The organism is Streptomyces sp. NBC_00223 (assembly GCF_036199905.1).
In the GTDB taxonomy this organism is placed as follows: Bacteria; Actinomycetota; Actinomycetes; order Streptomycetales; family Streptomycetaceae; genus Actinacidiphila.
The window spans coordinates 316,244-333,160 of record NZ_CP108109.1 but is presented as its reverse complement, the minus strand read 5'-3'; the positions used below and the strand labels follow the sequence as shown (position 1 = coordinate 333,160).

The window sequence follows — 16,917 nt, the reverse complement described above, 5'->3', positions numbered from 1 at the left end:
AGCGCGGTCAGGGCATCCGATCGAGGGGACGACGTTCCATGAGCGGCGGCACGGTCATCGCGGTCAGTCGCGACGCCACGCACCGGTTCAGCAAGGTCAACCAGAACAGCATCCGGCTGGTCGCCGGGCTCGGCGTGGAGGGCGACGCGCACCTCGGCGTCACCGTCCAGCACCGGTCCCGGGTCGCCCGGGACCCGACGCAGCCCAATCTGCGCCAGGTGCATCTGATCCACTCCGAGCTCTTCGACGAGCTGCGCACCGCCGGGTACGAGATCACCCCCGGCGACCTGGGGGAGAACGTCACGACCCGCGGCCTGGACCTGCTCGGCCTACCCGTGGGCACCCGGCTGCGCATCGGCGCCGACGCCCTGATCGAGGTCACCGGTCTGCGCAATCCCTGTCTGCAGATCGAGCACTTCCGCAGCGGCCTGCTCAGGCAGGTCGTCGGCCGTGACGAGACCGGCGCGGTGGTCCGCAAGGGCGGCATCATGAGCGTCGTGCTCGAAGGCGGCGACATCCGCCCCGGCGACCCGATCGCGGTCATCCTCCCGGCCGCGCCGCACCGCCCGCTGGAGCGCGTCTGATGACCGCCGCCATCCGCTCGGTCGACGCCCTCCGCGCCCATCTGGCCACCGGCGCGAGCGTGAAGTACGTCCACTTCTGGGGCCACCGCCCGCGGTGCGACGGCAGCGTGGACGCGGCCTGCCTCAGCCAGTGGTGGCCCGCGCCCTTCACCGTCGAAGGCGTCGAGTACGCCACCGCCGAGCACTGGATGATGGCCGGCAAGGCCCGGCTGTTCGGCGACACGGAGGCCGAGAAGCGGGCGCTGGCGGCGAGCCACCCCAAGGCGGCGAAGGACGTGGGCGGTTCGGTGCGCGGCTTCGACGAGGCGGTGTGGCGGCGCGAGCGCTTCGGGCTCGTCACGGCGGGCAATGCGCACAAGTTCGGACAGCACCCGGATCTGCGGGCCTATCTGCTCGGCACGGGCGAACGCGTCCTGGTCGAGGCCAGCCCGATGGACCGTATCTGGGGCATCGGCCTGGCCGTCGACGACGACCGGGCCCGGACTCCGGCGGCGTGGCGCGGCCTCAACCTGCTCGGCTTCGCCCTGATGGAGGCCCGGGCCCGGCTGTCGGCGGGCTGAGGGGGCCTTGCACAAAGGCGCGGATCGGCGGTCGGTTCCGGTGGTCGGGTTCCGGCGGTCGGTTTCGCGCCCAGGGGGCCGTCGCCCGGGAGACGCGGCGGACGAACAGTGTGCGCGGGGCCGTACGCCGGAACGTGTTCGCGTCTCGCGGGCGAGGGCGGGGCATCCCGCGCGGGGCCGGTTCGCCGCCTAGGCTGCCCGTACGGCCGTACCGGCAACCGCCCCCGGAAGGGAGCCACCCGAACATGACGGAACGTCTGGTCGTCATCGGCGGCGACGCCACCGGTATGTCCGCCGCCTCCCAGGCCCGCCGCAGGCGCCCCGCCGACGACCTGGAGATCGTCGCCTTCGAACGCGGCCATCACACCTCGTACTCCGCCTGCGGCATCCCGTACTGGATCGCCGGCGACGTCGGCGACCCGGACGCGCTGATCGCCCGGACCGCCGCCGAGCACCGGGCCCGCGGCATCGACCTGCGGCTCGGTACCGAGGTCACCGAACTGGACCTCGCGGGCGGCCGGGTACGCGCCCGGGACGCCGAAGGACGCGAGGAGTGGACCGGGTACGACCATCTGGTGATCGCCACGGGAGCCGTGCCCGTACGCCCGCCGATCCCCGGCATCTCCGCGCCCGGCGTCTTCGGCGTGCAGACCCTGGACGACGGCGAGGCCGTGCTGCGCGGTCTCGACCGCGCCGGGGTCCGGCGGGCCGTGGTGGTCGGCGGCGGCTACATCGGCGTCGAGATGGCCGAGGCCATGCTGCGGCACGGCCTCGACGTGACCCTCGTCGACCGTGACGACCAGCCGATGAACACCCTCGACCCCGACATGGGCCGCCTGGTGCGCGACGCGCTCGAAGGGCTCGGCGTGCGGGTGGTCTCCGGCGCCGCCGTCCGCGAAGTGCTCACCGGCGCCGACGGCCGGGCGCGGGCGGTCGCCACCGACGACGCCGAGTTCGCCGCGGACCTCGTGGTCCTGGGCCTGGGCGTACGCCCCGGCACCGGCCTCGCCCGCGCGGCCGGGCTGCCGCTGGGCGAGCACGGCGGGCTGCTCACCGACCGCGCGATGCGGGTACGCGGCACCGAACGGGTCTGGGCGGGCGGCGACTGCGTGGAAGTGCTCAACCTCGTCTCCGGCGCCTTCCAGCACATCGCCCTGGGCACCCACGCCAACAAGCACGGCCGGATCATCGGCACCAACATCGGCGGCGGCTACGCCACCTTCCCCGGCGTCGTGGGCACCGCCGTCAGCAAGGTGTGCGAAGTCGAGATCGCCCGCACCGGCCTGAAGGAGTCCCAGGCGCGGGCGGCCGGGCTGCGGTACGTGACGGCGGTCATCGAGTCCACCAGCCGGGCCGGTTACTACCCGGACGCGGCCCCGATGACCGTCAAGATGACGGCGGAACTCGGCAGCGGGCGGCTGCTCGGCCTCCAGATCGTCGGCCGGGAGGGCGCGGCCAAGCGGGTCGACATCGGGGCGGTCGCGCTGACCGCGGGGATGACCGTCGATCAGATGGTCGGCCTCGACCTGGGTTACGCGCCGCCGTTCTCGCCGGTGTGGGACCCGGTGCTGGTCGCGGCCAGGAAGGCGGCGGACGCGGTGGCCGCGGACGTGGGGAGCGCGGCCGCGCGGGGCCGGCCGCCTTTCGGGCCGGCCGGGCTGAGCGTGTGAGGGGCGGGACTCCGGTAGCTCAGCTGGAGGCGGCGGCCACCGGCGCTGCCGCCAGCCGGGTGAGCGCGTCGAGCAGTGCCGGCAGCGCCGGTCCGCGCCCGACGGGCAGCACCTCGCCGGGAGCGTCGTCGAGCAGTACGAAGGCCATGTCGTCGGTCCTGCCGACCAGGCTCCAGCCCGGACCGTCCGCCCGCACCGCGCCGTAGGCGGTCCTGACCCGGCCGGGCGGCGGCGGTTGGCGCACGTACTCCTCGGCCTGCGCGAGCGCCCGGCGTACGCCCAGGTGCGAGACGGCGCCGGGCGGCCCGGCGGCGTCCGGAGCCCCGTCGGGCACGCTGTCGCCCGGACCGCCGCTGATGTCTCCGTGGAGCGTGTCGAGCCCGTCGCGCCACTGCCGCCAGTGCAGGGCGACGTCGTCGGCGCCCAGGCGGCGTTGGGCCGGGCCCCACTGCGCGGTGTCCGGGGGCGTGAGCGCGGGGCCGCCGCCGGTCTCCTCGTCCGGGTCGTAGGGCGCGGGCAGCCCGGGGGCGGCGACGGCGACCGGCAGCGGCCAGCCCGGCAGGGTGGCGGCCGAGGTGTCCTCGTCCGGCGACAGTTCGTACTCCAGCCCGCAGTCCCAGGCGGCCAGCGCGCACGCCACCGCGGCGGTGTCCGTGGTGGCGACCGTCCAGCGGGCTCCGCCGGCGTCCTGCCCGAACACGAGGCCGTAGCCGTCGTCCTGGGGATCGAGTCCGAGTTCGGCGCAGGCGGCCGGATAGTCGTCCCCCAGCACACCGGGGAACCGACCGGGCGTCAGCAACGCGGCGGTCAGCACGAAGAGCGCGTCGTCGTCCTCGGGGTACGCGGCCGCGGCCATCCGTCGTCTCCTGTTCGTCTCGGTCCGCGCACCTTAACCAGCGGGTAACCTCCGCGTCGAGAGGGCGTGAAGGGCCGATTCCGGCGCCGGATCGGGTCCGTGGCGGCGTTATCGGGCCGTGTACGTGGCGCACGGCGGTGCGCGCGGTGTGACGGGCCTGTGGGGCGTACGGCGGCGCCGGGCGCGGTCGGCAGAGCCCGCGGCGGGGCCGGATACGGCGGCCGTGCATGATGGTCGCGTGATCACCCTCAGGTCCGTGGGCCTCTTCGTCCTCGCCGCGCTGCTGGAGATCGGCGGCGCCTGGCTGATCTGGCAGGGAGTGCGCGAGCACCGGGGCTTCGGCTGGGTGGGCGCGGGAATCGTCGCCCTGGGGCTCTACGGGTTCGTCGCCACCCTCCAGCCGAGCGCCGACTTCGGGCGCATCCTGGCCGCCTACGGCGGGGTCTTCGTCGCGGGCTCGCTGCTGTGGGGCATGGCCCTGGACGGCTACCGCCCCGACCGCTTCGACATCACGGGGGCGGTGATCTGTCTCGTCGGCGTGGCGGTCATCATGTACGCGCCGCGCGGCGGCTGAATTTCGTCGGCCCGCTCTCTGTGACATCGGCCGAATCGCGACCGAGATCCGAGAGGGGGTTGCCGTAGCGCCGCGGGCGTACCAGGCTCGTAGCCGCAGCGGAGACCGGAGGTAGGCGATGACGGTGAGCAACGGGCTCGCGTGGCTGCTCGACGACCTGACACAGCGAGTGCCGCATGTGCAGCACGCACTCGTCCTGTCGAACGACGGGCTGGTCACCGGCGCCAGTGGCGATCTCGACCGTCCGACCGCCGAGCATCTGGCAGCTGTGTCCTCCGGGTTCCACAGTCTGGCCAAGGGCGCGGGGCGGCAGTTCGGGACCGGGAACGTACGGCAGACCATGATCGAGTTCGACGACGGTTTCCTCTTCGTGACCGCGGCGGGGGACGGCAGTTGCCTCTCCGTGCTCAGCGGGATGGAGGCGGATATCGGCCAGGTTGCCTATGAGATGACCCATCTCGTCCGCCGGGTCGGCGAACACCTCGGGGTCCCGCCGCGCCAGTCGGACGCCGCGCCTTCCTGATTTCCTCACTTCCTCGAACTTCCCGATTTTCCGGGGGAGTTCGGAGTTATCCACAGGCTCGTCACGGGCTGTCGGGCTTTCGCGCTACATTCGTCACTGTCAGTGAACGAATGAAGCGAGGGAGTGATGACCGTGAAGACGACCGAGGTCACGCGGGGCAAGGACGTACGGGGCAGGGACGTACGGGACGAGGAGCCGCGGGCGGGCGGAGTGCCGGCCGGCGGGGTCCGGGCGGGGGAAGTACGGGCCGGGAGCGCGGGGGTCGAGGACGCGCGGGCCCGTGCCGGGAGCGCGGCGCGGCGGGAGCTGTCCGCGCGGAGTAAGGGGATCGGGCCGGCGCCGGGCGCGCCGCCCGGGAGCGGGACGCTGCTCACGCTGGGCCGGGCGCGTGACACGCTCGGGCTCGACCACGACGACTTCGACGTGGCCGTCCAGATCGGCGAGGTGCGCACGGTCGCCTGCGGCCCGCGCGTACGGAAGGTACCGGCCGCCGAGGTGGCCCGGCTGCTCGACCCGGACGGCCGTCCCCAGGCCCTGCTCGACCGGGTGCGCCTGGTCAGCAGCACGGACGCGGCGAAGCAACTGGGCATCGGCCGCGACCGCTTCGTACGGCTGGCGAGACTCGGCTACGTCCGGCCGCTGCGCTGGTACGTGAACCGGTACCGGGCGCTGGTGTGGATGTATCCGGTCCAGGAGTTGCCGGACCTCGCCGACCAGCACCCGGCGCTGCTGCGCGGGCCGCTGCCCGAGGGGCTGCGCGGAGCCGTCGCGAGCGGCGAGGACCAGCGGGCGCGCGGCTGGCGTTCCCGCAGGGTCGCCCAACTGCTCAGGGACGCCTACGACCCCTGGGAGGAGGCCGCCGTCTGGGCCGCGCTGCTCGGCCCGGAGGCCGTCGACCAGGCCCTCCCCGACCCGTACGAGCGGGCGCACTTGCGCAGGCTGCGCCGCGCGCTGCCGCCGGGGCGGACGGGCGCGGCCACGCCCGAGCAGATCAAGGAGATCACGACGGCCGACCACCCGGACGAGATCGCAACGGCCCTGCTCGCCCTGTCCGAAACCCTCGTCCGAGCCCGCGCCCATGAGTCCGCCCCGGCGCTCGTGCCACCGACCGTGGGGCCGCTGCCCGTATCGGCCTTCACGCCGTCGGCCGGCCTGGTCGCCACCTCGGTACGCCCGCCTGCGGCGCCGACTGCCTCGGCGCTCGGGCTCGCGCCCATGCCACCCGCCGGGGTGCCGGAGATGCCGACACGGCAGTCCGCCGCCGGATCGCTGCCTTTGCCGGCCTCCGCGGCGCCCGCCGGTCCGGTCATCGCCTCCGCGCTCGGCCTCACGCCTGTGCCGCCCGCAGGGCTGCGGGCGGCGCCGCCGTGGCCGTCCGCCGCTGGACCGCTGCCCGCTGCCTCCGCGGCGTCCGCCGGTCCGGCCATCGCCTCCGCACCCGGGCTCACGCCCGTGCCGCCTGCCGGGCTGGCGGTCGGACCCGCCGTCCGGCGGGTCGCCGAACCGCCGCCCCCGCGGGCCCCCGGGCCGGTCGCCGTATCCGTCGATCGGGGGCGGGTCGTGCCGCGGGGGCTGCGGAGGCTGCTGCGTGGGGGCGGGTCAGCTGTCGGTGCGGCCCGGCGGCTGAGCCAGGCCCGTGCCCGCGCTCACAGCTCGCCGACGTCCGTCAGCCGGATCACCGCGCGGCCCTCCTCGTCGGAAGCCGCCAGGTCCACCTCGGCGGACAGGCCCCAGCCGTGATCGCCGTTGGGGTCGGCGAAGGTCTGCCGCACCCGCCACAGACCGTGCTCCGGCTGCTCCTCGATGAGCAGCAGCTTGGGCCCGCGCGCGTCGGGCCCGGTGCCGAGGTCGTCGTACTCGTCCCAGTACGCGTCCATGGCGTCCGCCCACCGGTCGGCGTCCCACCCGGACTCCGCGTCCAGCTCGCCGAGCTGGTGGTACTTCTCCAGCGCGGCCAGCTCGACCCGGCGGAAGAGCGCGTTGCGGACCAGGACCCGGAAGGCGCGGGAGTTGGCGGTGACCGGCTTGACCTGGTCGGCCCGCTCCGCGGCCTCCTCGGCGCTCTCCTCCTCGGGGTTGGCGAGCTGCTCCCACTCGTCCAGCAGACTGGAGTCGACCTGCCGTACCAGCTCGCCGAGCCAGGCGGTCAGATCCTGGAAGTCCTCCGACTTCAGATCGTCCGGCACGGTGTGCTCCAGCGCCTTGTACGCGCTCGCCAGGTAGCGCAGGACGATCCCCTCGGTCCTGGCCAGCTCGTAGTAGGAGGTGAACTCCGCGAAGGTCATGGCCCGTTCGTACATGTCGCGGACCACCGCCTTGGGCGAGAGCGGGTGGTCGCCGACCCACGGGTGGCTCTTGCGGTAGACGCCGTAAGCGTGCATCAGCAGCTCTTCGAGCGGCTTGGGGTAGCCGACCTCCTGGAGGCGTTCCATCCGCTCCTCGTACTCCACCCCGTCGGCCTTCATCGCCGCCACCGCGTCACCGCGCGCCTTGTTCTGCTGGGCGGCGAGGATCTGCCGGGGGTCGTCGAGGGTGGACTCCACCACGGACACCATGTCCAGGGCGTAGGAGGGGGAGTCGGGGTCGAGCAGTTCGAAGGAGGCGAGCGCGAAGGTGGACAGCGGCTGGTTGAGCGCGAAGTCCTGCTGGAGGTCGACGGTCAGCCGGACGATCCGGCCCTCGGCGTCCGGCTCGTCCAGCCGTTCCACCACACCGCCGGCCACCAGCGAGCGGTAGATCGCGATGGCCCGGCGAATGTGCCGCAGCTGGGACCGCCGGTCCTCGTGGTTGTCCTCCAGCAGATGGCGCATGGCGTCGAAGGCGTTGCCCGGCCGTGCGATGACCGACAGCAGCATGGTGTGCGTCACCCGGAAGCGGGAGGTCAGCGGCTCGGGATCGGAGGCGATCAGCTTCTCGAAGGTGCCCTGCGACCAGCCGACGAACCCCTCGGGGGCCTTCTTGCGCACCACCTTGCGCCGCTTCTTGGGGTCGTCGCCGGCCTTCGCGAGGGCCTTCTCGTTCTCGATGACGTACTCCGGCGCCTGGGCCTCCACGAAGCCCGCCGTGTCGAACCCGGCGCGCCCCGCGCGCCCGGCGATCTGGTGGAACTCACGGGCCCTCAGCACCCGCACCCGCTGACCGTCGTACTTGGTCAGCGCGGTGAACAGCACCGTGCGGATGGGCACGTTGACCCCCACGCCCAGGGTGTCCGTACCGCAGATCACCTTCAGCAGACCGGCCTGGGCGAGTTTCTCCACCAGGCGGCGGTACTTGGGGAGCATCCCGGCGTGGTGCACCCCGATGCCGTGCCGCACGTAGCGGGACAGATTGCGGCCGAAGGTCGTGGTGAAGCGGAAGTTGCCGATCAGCTCGGCGATCGCGTCCTTCTCGGCGCGCGAGCACATGTTGATGCTCATCAGCGCCTGCGCCCGCTCCACCGCGGCCGCCTGGGTGAAGTGCACGATGTAGACCGGGGACTGACGGGTCTCCAGCAGTTCGGTCAGGGTCTCGGTCAGCGGCGACGAGCGGTACTCGTAGCTGAGCGGCACCGGCCGGCTCGCGGACCGTACGACCGTGGTGGGCCGTCCGGTGCGGCGGGTCAGATCCTCCTCGAACCGCGACACGTCACCGAGCGTGGCCGACATCAGCAGGAACTGCGCCTGCGGCAGCTCCAGGATCGGGATCTGCCAGGCCCAGCCGCGGTCGGGCTCGGCGTAGAAGTGGAACTCGTCCATGACGACCTGGCCCACGTCGGCGTTCCGGCCGTCACGCAGCGCGATGGAGGCGAGCACCTCGGCGGTGCAGCAGATCACGGGCGCGTCCGGGTTGACCGACGCGTCGCCGGTGAGCATGCCCACGTTCTCGGTGCCGAAGAGTTTGCACAGGTCGAAGAACTTCTCCGAGACCAGCGCCTTGATCGGCGCGGTGTAGAAGGTCACCTCGTCGCGGGCCAGCGCGGCGAAGTGCGCACCGGCCGCGACCAGGCTCTTCCCGGAGCCGGTGGGGGTGGAAAGGATCACATTGGCACCGGAGACCACCTCGATGAGCGCCTCCTCCTGGGCGGGGTAGAGGGCGATGCCCTGTCCCTCGGCCCACGTCGAGAACGCTTCGAAGAGGGCATCGGGGTCGGGCTCGGCAGGCAGCTGGTCGATGAGGGTCACCCCTCCATCTTGCCCGTCCCGGCTGTGCGTGGGGGAACCGGAGGAGGCCACTGTGATCACCGGCGATAAGGTGTGCCGTCAACGAAGCGTCAACTCCGCCCGAGGGCGGCTGTGTAGGGGGGATGAGCGGCACCATGATGGGACCTGCGCACTCACTGTCCGGAGCGACGGCCTGGCTGGCCGCCGGGGCGGTCGCCTCCGGCCTCGGCCATCCGATGCCGTGGCCCACGCTGCTGGTCGGTGCGCTCATCTGCGCGGGTGCGGCGCTCGCCCCGGACCTCGACCACCACGCGGCGACCATATCCCGGTCCTTCGGGCCCCTCTCGCACGCCGCCTGCAAGATGATCGACAAGCTGTCGCACGCCACTTACAACGCGACCAGGAAGCACGGCGACCCCAGGCGCGCGGGCGGCCACCGCACCCTCACCCACACCTGGCTCTGGTCGGTGCTGATCGGGGCGGGCTGCTCGGCCGCCGCGGTCTTCTTCGGCCGGTGGGCCGTGCTGGCGATCCTCTTCGTCCACATGGTGCTGGCCGTGCAGGGCCTGCTGTGGAAGCAGGCCCGCAAGTCCAGCGACGCCCTGGTCTGGCTGCTCGGCGCCGCCAGCGCGTGGCTGCTCGCCGGTGTGCTGGACGACCCGGGCAACGGCAAGGACTGGCTCTTCACACAGCCGGGCCAGCACTACCTGTGGATCGGTATGCCCATCGTGCTCGGCGCGCTGGTGCACTGCCTCGGCGACGCGCTGACGGTCTCCGGCTGCCCGGTCCTGTGGCCGATACCGCTCGGCAGCAGGCGCTGGTACCCGGTGGGGCCACCGAAGTTCATGCGGTTCCGGGCCGGGAGCTGGCTGGAGATCAAGGTGCTGACCCCGGCGTTCTTCGTGGTCGGCGGGGCGAGCGCGCTCGGCGCCCTCGGCCTGTTCGGCTGACCCGGACGGCTGCCCGGAAAGCCCGGACGCCCCGGACAGCCGTGGCCGGGCCTCCCGGCCCGGCCACCGCGGCCGTCCCCCCGATCGCGGTCACCTCCGCCCCGGCCGCCGTCCGGCCCGGCTCAGCCGTGCCAGGACCGCCACAGGGCCGCGTACGCGCCGTCCGCCGCGACCAGCTGGTGGTGGCTGCCCAGCTCGCTGATCCGGCCCTCCTCCACCACCGCGATCACATCGGCGTCGTGCGCGGTGTGCAGCCGGTGCGCGATGGCGACGACCGTACGGCCGTCCAGGACCCGCGACAGGGACCGTTCCAGATGGCGGGCCGCCCGCGGGTCCAGGAGCGAGGTCGCCTCGTCCAGCACCAGGGTGTGCGGGTCGGCCAGGACCAGCCGCGCCAGGGCGAGCTGCTGGGCCTGGGCCGGGGTGAGCACCGACCCGCCCGAGCCGACCTCGGTGTCGAGCCCGTCGTCCAGCGCCCGCGCCCAGTCCTCGGCGTCCACCGCGCGCAGCGCCTCCCACAGCTCGCCGTCCGCCGCCTCCGCCCGGGCCAGCAGCAGATTGTCCCGGAGGCTGCCGACGAAGACATGGTGCTCCTGGTTGACCAGGGCGACATGCTCGCGCACCCGCTCCGCGGGCATCCGGGCCAGCTCCGCGCCGCCGAGGGTGACCTCGCCGGTCCGCGGCGCGTAGATCCCGGCCAGCAGTCGGCCGAGCGTCGACTTGCCCGCGCCGGAAGGTCCGACCAGCGCCATCCGGGTGCCGGGCGGCACGTTGAGCGTCACCTCGTGCAGTACGTCGGCGCCCGCCCGGTAGCCGAAGCGCACCCGGTCGGCCGCCACTTCGCGCCCGTCCGGCACGACCGACGCGTCGCCCTCGTCCTCGGCGACCTCGCGCACCCCGACCAGCCGCGCCAGCGACACCTGGGCGACCTGCAACTCGTCGTACCAGCGCAGGATCAGGTTCACCGGGTCGACGAGCATCTGGGCGTAGAGGGCGCCGGTGGTCAGCTCGCCCGCCGTCACCCAGCCGTGCAGCGCGAAGACGCCGCCGATCATCAGCACGGAGGTCAGGATCAGCACATGCGTCAGATTGATCACCGGGAAGAGCACGCTGCGCAGCCACATCGTGTAGCGCTCCCACGCCACCCACTGGCCGATCCGCAGCCGCGACAGCTCCTCGCGGCGGGGGCCGAGCCCGTGCGCCTCGATGGTGCGCCCGGCGTCGACCGACTCGGTGAGCGCGGCGGCGACGGCCGCGTACCCGGCGGCCTCGGAGCGGTACGCCTGCGGGGCCCGGCGGAAGTACCAGCGGCAGCCGGCCACCAGCAGCGGCGCCGCGACCAGCACCGACAGCGCCAGCGGCGGCGAGGTCACGGCCAGCGCGCCCAGCAGCAGCCCGGCCCACACCACGGCGATCGCCAGCTGCGGCACCGCCTCGCGCATCGCGTTGGACAGCCGGTCGATGTCGGTGGTGATCCGGGAGAGCAGATCGCCGGTCCCGGCCCGTTCCAGCACGCCCGGCGGCAGCGTCACCGAGCGCACCAGGAAGTCCTCGCGCAGATCGGCCAGCATCTCCTCGCCGAGCACCGCCCCGCGCAGCCGTACCATCCGCACGAAGAACGCCTGCACCGCCAGCGCGGCCAGGAACAGGGCGATGGTGCGCCCGAGGTGGATGTCCCGGTCGCCCGTCGACAGATCCTCGACCAGCCGGCCCAGCAGATACGGCCCGACCATCGAGGCCAGCACGGCGACGACGTTGACGCCGATCAGCAGGGCGAAGGCCGTCCGGTGCCGCCGGGCCAGCTCGCGCACATAGCGGCGGACCGTCGTGGGCGAGCCCACCGGCAGCGTGGTGCTCTGCCGCGGCGCGGCCGGATCGTACTCCGGCGGTCGCAGGCCGATCATGCGGACTCCTCCATCGTGGCGTCGGTACGGGAAGCGGCCTCGGCGGGCGCGCCGAGGACGGCGGACGGCCCGGAGTCGGTCTCCCGGGTGACCACCGCGCGGTAACGCCGGTTGGTCCGCAGCAGTTCGTGGTGGCCGCCGGCCGCCGTCGCCGTACCCTCGTCGACGAAGACCACCCGGTCGGCCCGGTCGAGGACCAGCGGACTCGACGTCAGGACCACGGTGGTGCGGCCCGCCCTGAGCTCCTTGACCCCGACGGCGATCCTGGCCTCGGTGTGCGCGTCCACGGCCGAGGTCGGCTCGTCCAGCACCAGCACCTCGGGGTCGGTGACCAGCGAACGGGCCAGCGCCAGCCGCTGCCGCTGCCCGCCGGACAGCGACCGCCCCCGCTCGGTGATCCGCGCCCGCATCGGGTCGCCGCAGTCGGCGTCCGCCCCGGCCAGCGACTGCGCCAGCGCCTCCAGCACGTCCCCGCACTGGGCCGCCGCGAGCGCCGCCCGAGCCGCGACCATCCCGGACGACGGCACGTCGAGCAGATCGGCCAGCGCGCCGGAGAGCAGCACGGGGTCCTTGTCCTGGACGAGTACGGTCGCGCGGGCCAGTGCCAGCGGAAGGCCGTCCAGCGCCCGCCCGCCCAGCAGCGCGGACGGCTCGTCCCCGACGGCCTCCGGGCTGTGCCCGCCGAGCCGGGCGGCCAGCCGCCCCGCCGCGTCCGGGTCCCCGCACACCACTGCCGTGAGCAGCCCGGCGGGCGCGCGCAGCCCCGACGCCGGGTCGTACAGATCACCGCCCGGCGCCACCGGCTCCGCGTCCGGGCCACCGGACGCCGCGGCGTCCCCGGCGGTGCGCCGCAGCGCCAGCACCCGGGCCGCGCGCTTGGCCGAGGGCCGGGAGAAGGACCAGGCCATCGCGATTTCTTCGAAATTTCGGAGTGGCATCAGGAGGAAGGACACCATGCCGTAGACGGTGACCAGTTCGCCCACCGAGATCCGGCCGTCGAGCGCGAGCCGGGCCCCGTACCAGGCGACTCCGACCAGCAGCAGCCCGGGAAGTATCACCTGGACGGCGCTGATCAGCGCCCACATACGGGCGCTGTGCACGGCGGCGGTGCGCACCTGCTGGGAGGCGCCGCGGTAGCGGGCGAGGAAAAGCTCCTCGCCGCCGATACCGCGCAGTACCCGCAGTCCGGCCACCGTGTCGGAGGCCAGTTCGGTCGCCCGGCCCGCCTTCGCCCGCTGGAGGTCGGCCCGCCGGGTCGCCGCAGGCAGCAGCGGCAGCACCGCGCAGGCCAGCACGGGCAGGGCCAGCGCGACGATCAGGCCCAGCCGCGGCTGGTAGACGAGCAGCGCGACCGCGACGCCGATCGTGGCGAGCAGCGCCGAGGTGAAGCGGGCCAGTGCCTCCACGAACCAGCCGATCTTCTCCACGTCCCCGGTGCTGACGGCCACCACCTCGCCCGCCGCCACCCGCCGGGTGAGCACCGAGCCGAGTTCGACGGTCTTGCGGGACAGCAGTTGCTGGACCCGGGCGGCGGCGCAGATCCAGTTGGCCACCGAGACGCGGTGCAGCATGGTGTCGCCGAGCGCGGCGAGCGCCCCGAGCACCAGCATCAGGCCGCCGGCGAGCGCCAGCCGGTCGCCCGAGCGGTCCACGACCGCCTGCACGGCGATCCCGACGGCCGCCGGAAAGGACCCCACGGAGGCCATCAGCAGGGTGCCCCACCCGGCGGCGGCCAGCTGGCTCCGCCACTGACGCACCTCCAGCCAGAGCAGGAATCGGGCACCGCTGCGGGCGTCGGGCACACCGGGATCGGCGTAGGGAAGGCTGTTGAGGGACGACATGATGTCCTGAAGTTCGGTGCGGGTGCGGCGGCGTACCGGGCCGGTCGCGTGCCGGTGGGGGATGGCAGCGATACATCGACATGGCGATACGTGCGCAGACCGGACCGGGGGCGGTCCGGAGCCGTGCAAGGGTCGCCGGACAGCACCGGCCCGGTCAACCGGTTTTCGGGCGGCCGGCCGGCTTCGCGGCAATAACTTGCAGCAAGAGTCGGCAAGTTCTTCCGCCAAAGTCTTGACGTGTACTCACCCGCGGCGGGAAGCTCCTGCGCGGAACCCCGAGGATCGAGGGGTTCCGACCCCCTGGCGGCCAGGCGCGTGGCTGTCTTCGAGGGCATCGCCATGCCCGTTCCCCCGAAGGAGCCGCCCATGAGATCCCGCGTACTGTCCGGCACGCTCGCCGCGCTCGTCGCGGCGACCGGCCTGATCGCCGCCACGCAGCAGCAGGCGCAGGCCACGCCCCCCGGCAGCAAGGACGTCACCGCGACACTCTTCGAGTGGAAGTACGACTCGGTGGCCAAGGCGTGCACCGACCAGCTCGGCCCGGCCGGCTACGGCTTCGTCGAGGTGTCCCCGGCGACCGAGAACATCCAGGGCGACCAGTGGTGGACGTCCTACCAGCCGGTCAGCTACAAGCTCGCCAACCGGCTCGGTGACGAGAACGCGTTCAAGAACATGGTGAACACCTGCCACGGCGCGGGCGTCAAGGTCGTCGCCGACGCGGTGATCAACCATATGAGCGCGGGCTCGGGCACCGGCACCGGCGGTACGAACTACAGCAAGTACAACTATCCCGGTTACTACCAGAACCAGGACTTCCACACCTGCCGTCAGGACATCTCCAACTACGGCGACCGCGGCAACGTCCAGAACTGCGAACTGGTCGGCCTGGCCGACCTCGACACCGGCAGCGACTATGTGCGCGGCACCATCGCCGGCTATCTGAACCATCTGATCGCGCTGGGCGTGGACGGCTTCCGTGTCGACGCCGCCAAGCACATCGCCGCGAGCGACCTGGCGGCGATCAAGTCCAAGCTCACCAACCCGGGCGTCTACTGGGCCCAGGAAGTGATCTACGGCGCGGGCGAGGCGGTCCAGCCGGGCGAGTACGTCGGCACCGGTGACGTGGACGCGTTCCAGGGCGCCTTCGACCTCAAGCGGATCTTTTCCGGCGAGAAGCTGTCGTACCTGAGCAACTGGGGCCAGTCGTGGGGCGCGGGCTACCTGTCGAGCGACAAGGCCCGCACCTTCGTGGACAACTGGGACACCGAGCGCAACGGCTCGACGCTCAGCTACAAGAACAACGCCACCTACACCCTGGCCAATGTCTATCTGCTGGCCTGGCCGTACGGCTCGCCGAACGTCTACTCGGGCTACGAGTTCTCCAACAACGACGCCGGCCCGCCCAACGGCGGCACAGTGAACGCCTGCTACAGCGACGGCTGGAAGTGCCAGCACGCCTGGCCGCAGATCGCGAACATGGTCGGCTTCCGCAACGCGGTCTCCGGCACCGGCGTCACCAACTGGTGGGACAACGGCAACAACGCCATCGCGTTCGGCCGCGGCGGCAAGGGCTATGTCGCGATCAACCACGAGGGCGGCTCGCTCACCCGGACGTTCAGCACGTCGCTGCCCGCGGGCACGTACTGCGACGTCCAGCACAGCGGCGCCACGTACACCGTGGGCTCGGGCGGCACCTTCACCGCCACCATCGGCTCCAATGACGCCGTCGCCCTCTACGTCGGCGCCCCCTGCGGCGGTTCGGGCAGCACGGGCGGCACCACCGGCGGTACGACCGGTGGCTCGGGGAACACGGCGACGGGAGCCTCCTTCGCGGTGAACGCCACCACGGTCCTGGGTCAGAACATCTACGTCGTAGGGGACAACGCCACGCTGGGCACCTGGGACACGGGCAAGGCGCTGCTGATGTCCTCGGCGAGCTACCCGGTGTGGAAGCTCGACGTGACCCTGCCCGCGGGTACGTCGTTCCAGTACAAGTACATCCGCAAGGACGGCTCGGGGAACGTCACCTGGGAGTCGGGCGCCAACCGCACGGCCACCGTCCCGGCCGGCGGGAAGGTGTCGCTGAACGACACCTGGCGTAACTAATCACACTATTTCGGTCGAAGTGATACAAAGCACTTCGTGTCCACCGATTGGCCCCTCTGTGGCAGGACACGGCACACTGTGGTCTTCCAAAATCTTGACCACAGAGGGGACCTTCGCACCATGAAGGGTTTTCGTACCTTCCTGCTCCGCGGCAACGTCGTTGACCTGGCGGTCGGTATTGTGATCGGCGCGGCCTTCACGGCCCTGGTCACCGCCTTCGTCAAGGCGTTCCTGACCCCGATCGTCGGCCTGGCCAGCGGCGCGACCGGTGACTACAGCGCCAAGACCTTCCACGCCTCCGGGGTGACCTTCCCGTACGGGCTGTTCATCGACGCGGTGATCAGCTTTGTGATCGTCGCCGCGGTGATCTACTTCCTCGTCGTGCTGCCGATGAACCACATGCAGGAGAAGTTCTTCCCCAAGGTCGCGGGCGCGCCGACGCGCGAGTGCCCGGAGTGCCTGACCACGGTTCCGGCGGCCGCCAAGCGCTGCTCCGCCTGCACCGCACAGATCGGCCCGGAGATCATCGAGCAGTCCGGCCCGGTGGACGCCTCGAAGTAGGCCCGGCGCCGGATCGGGGACCGCGGGACCGCGGGACGTCAGGACGGCGGCGGGCACCGGTGGCCGTCACGGCCCGGCCGCTCGCCCTCGTCCAGCACGTCGAGCAGTCCGGTGAGCGCCGCCCGCTGGCCGTCGTCCAGCGGGGCCAGCAGTTCGGCGGCCGCGGCGCGGCGGGCCCGGCGCAGATCCGCGAGCGCCTGCCCGCCGCGCTCGCGCAACTCGACCCGGATCACCCGGCGGCTGTGCGGATCGGGCACCCGCCGGACGAGTTCCAGCGCCTCCAGGGCGTCCACCAGCGTGGTCACCGCCCTCGGCACCACGTCGAGGCGCTGGGCGAGGTCCGCCATCCGCGGCGGCTCCTCGCAGTGGCCGAGGGTGCGCAGCAGCCGTGCCTGGGCCGGGGTGATGCCCAGCGGCTCCAGCAGCCGGCGCTGGGTGCGGTGCAGCCGCCGGCTCAGTCCGATCAGCTGATCGGCGAGCCGCCCGGTGACCTCGTCCGGCCGTCCGGCGGCCTCCTCGGGCCCCGCGGCCGCCGCCGTGCGCGTTTCCATGCCCCCGAGGGTATCAGGGCACATTCAATTGTGAGCATAGGTAACAATGACCTATACTCCCTTTGTCAGCGCTGTCCCGAGCCCCCGCGAGGAGCCCT

General features: G+C 72.7%; 14 protein-coding genes. 9 read left to right on the top strand and 5 right to left on the bottom strand.

The annotated features are described in order from the left end of the window. The first annotated feature begins 38 nt into the window (after nt 1-38). The 3 genes from OHA30_RS01480 to OHA30_RS01470 all read left to right on the top strand — a co-directional run bounded on the left by OHA30_RS01480 (nt 39) and on the right by OHA30_RS01470 (nt 2,814). Nucleotides 39-584, top strand: a complete 546-nt coding sequence (locus OHA30_RS01480; protein ID WP_328911934.1) for an MOSC domain-containing protein — start codon at nt 39-41, stop codon at nt 582-584. Next, nucleotides 584-1,144, top strand: coding sequence for an NADAR family protein (locus OHA30_RS01475; protein WP_328911933.1), 561 nt, complete (start codon nt 584-586; stop codon nt 1,142-1,144). The genes OHA30_RS01480 and OHA30_RS01475 overlap by 1 nt, the downstream gene beginning before the upstream one ends. A gap of 245 nt (nt 1,145-1,389) precedes the next feature. Beyond that, nucleotides 1,390-2,814: an FAD-dependent oxidoreductase gene (locus OHA30_RS01470; protein WP_328911932.1), complete on the top strand. Its 1,425-nt coding sequence runs from the start codon at nt 1,390-1,392 to the stop codon at nt 2,812-2,814. Nucleotides 2,815-2,833: 19 nt separating this feature from the next. Here the strand turns inward: OHA30_RS01470 and OHA30_RS01465 are convergent, their stop codons facing one another. Further along, nucleotides 2,834-3,670 (bottom strand): hypothetical protein, encoded by an 837-nt coding sequence (locus OHA30_RS01465; RefSeq protein ID WP_328911931.1) that lies wholly within the window; start codon nt 3,668-3,670, stop codon nt 2,834-2,836. A 238-nt stretch (nt 3,671-3,908) separates the two neighbouring features. Here OHA30_RS01465 and OHA30_RS01460 point away from each other — a divergent pair, with 238 nt between their 5' ends. The 3 genes from OHA30_RS01460 (at nt 3,909) to OHA30_RS01450 (ending at nt 6,507) form a co-directional block, all read left to right on the top strand. Next, entirely contained in the window at nt 3,909-4,244 is a 336-nt protein-coding gene (locus tag OHA30_RS01460; RefSeq protein WP_328911930.1) for a YnfA family protein, read from the top strand. Nucleotides 4,245-4,362: 118 nt separating this feature from the next. Then, nucleotides 4,363-4,767, top strand: a complete 405-nt coding sequence (locus tag OHA30_RS01455) for a roadblock/LC7 domain-containing protein (RefSeq protein WP_328911929.1) — start codon at nt 4,363-4,365, stop codon at nt 4,765-4,767. A 126-nt stretch (nt 4,768-4,893) separates the two neighbouring features. Then, the gene (locus tag OHA30_RS01450) at nt 4,894-6,507 is read left to right on the top strand and encodes a DUF6397 family protein (RefSeq protein WP_328911928.1); all 1,614 of its coding nucleotides are present in this window, start codon (nt 4,894-4,896) and stop codon (nt 6,505-6,507) included. On the opposite strand, the gene OHA30_RS01445 is transcribed toward OHA30_RS01450, so the two are convergent. Further along, entirely contained in the window at nt 6,414-8,927 is a 2,514-nt protein-coding gene (locus tag OHA30_RS01445; RefSeq protein ID WP_328911927.1) for a DEAD/DEAH box helicase, read from the bottom strand. The two genes, OHA30_RS01450 and OHA30_RS01445, sit on opposite strands and share 94 nt — an antisense overlap. A gap of 134 nt (nt 8,928-9,061) precedes the next feature. On the opposite strand from OHA30_RS01445, the gene OHA30_RS01440 reads away from it, so the two are divergent. Next, complete coding sequence (locus OHA30_RS01440) at nt 9,062-9,856, top strand: metal-dependent hydrolase (protein ID WP_328911926.1); 795 nt, start codon at nt 9,062-9,064, stop codon at nt 9,854-9,856. Nucleotides 9,857-9,978: 122 nt separating this feature from the next. Here OHA30_RS01440 and OHA30_RS01435 read toward each other — a convergent pair whose 3' ends face one another. After that, nucleotides 9,979-11,760 carry an ABC transporter ATP-binding protein gene (locus tag OHA30_RS01435; protein WP_328911925.1) on the bottom strand — a complete coding sequence of 594 codons (1,782 nt, stop codon included), beginning with the start codon at nt 11,758-11,760 and terminating at the stop codon, nt 9,979-9,981. Then, nucleotides 11,757-13,601, bottom strand: a complete 1,845-nt coding sequence (locus OHA30_RS01430; protein ID WP_328911924.1) for an ABC transporter ATP-binding protein — start codon at nt 13,599-13,601, stop codon at nt 11,757-11,759. The genes OHA30_RS01435 and OHA30_RS01430 overlap by 4 nt, the downstream gene beginning before the upstream one ends. A gap of 366 nt (nt 13,602-13,967) precedes the next feature. Between OHA30_RS01430 and OHA30_RS01425 the strand changes: the two genes are divergently transcribed. Both OHA30_RS01425 and mscL read left to right on the top strand, forming a co-directional pair. Then, the gene (locus tag OHA30_RS01425) at nt 13,968-15,707 is read left to right on the top strand and encodes a carbohydrate-binding module family 20 domain-containing protein (protein ID WP_328911923.1); all 1,740 of its coding nucleotides are present in this window, start codon (nt 13,968-13,970) and stop codon (nt 15,705-15,707) included. A gap of 120 nt (nt 15,708-15,827) precedes the next feature. After that, complete coding sequence (mscL, locus tag OHA30_RS01420; RefSeq protein ID WP_328911922.1) at nt 15,828-16,268, top strand: large conductance mechanosensitive channel protein MscL; 441 nt, start codon at nt 15,828-15,830, stop codon at nt 16,266-16,268. Between the two features lie 38 nt (nt 16,269-16,306). Here mscL and OHA30_RS01415 read toward each other — a convergent pair whose 3' ends face one another. Next, complete coding sequence (locus tag OHA30_RS01415; RefSeq protein ID WP_328911921.1) at nt 16,307-16,819, bottom strand: MarR family winged helix-turn-helix transcriptional regulator; 513 nt, start codon at nt 16,817-16,819, stop codon at nt 16,307-16,309. Nucleotides 16,820-16,917 lie beyond the last annotated feature (98 nt).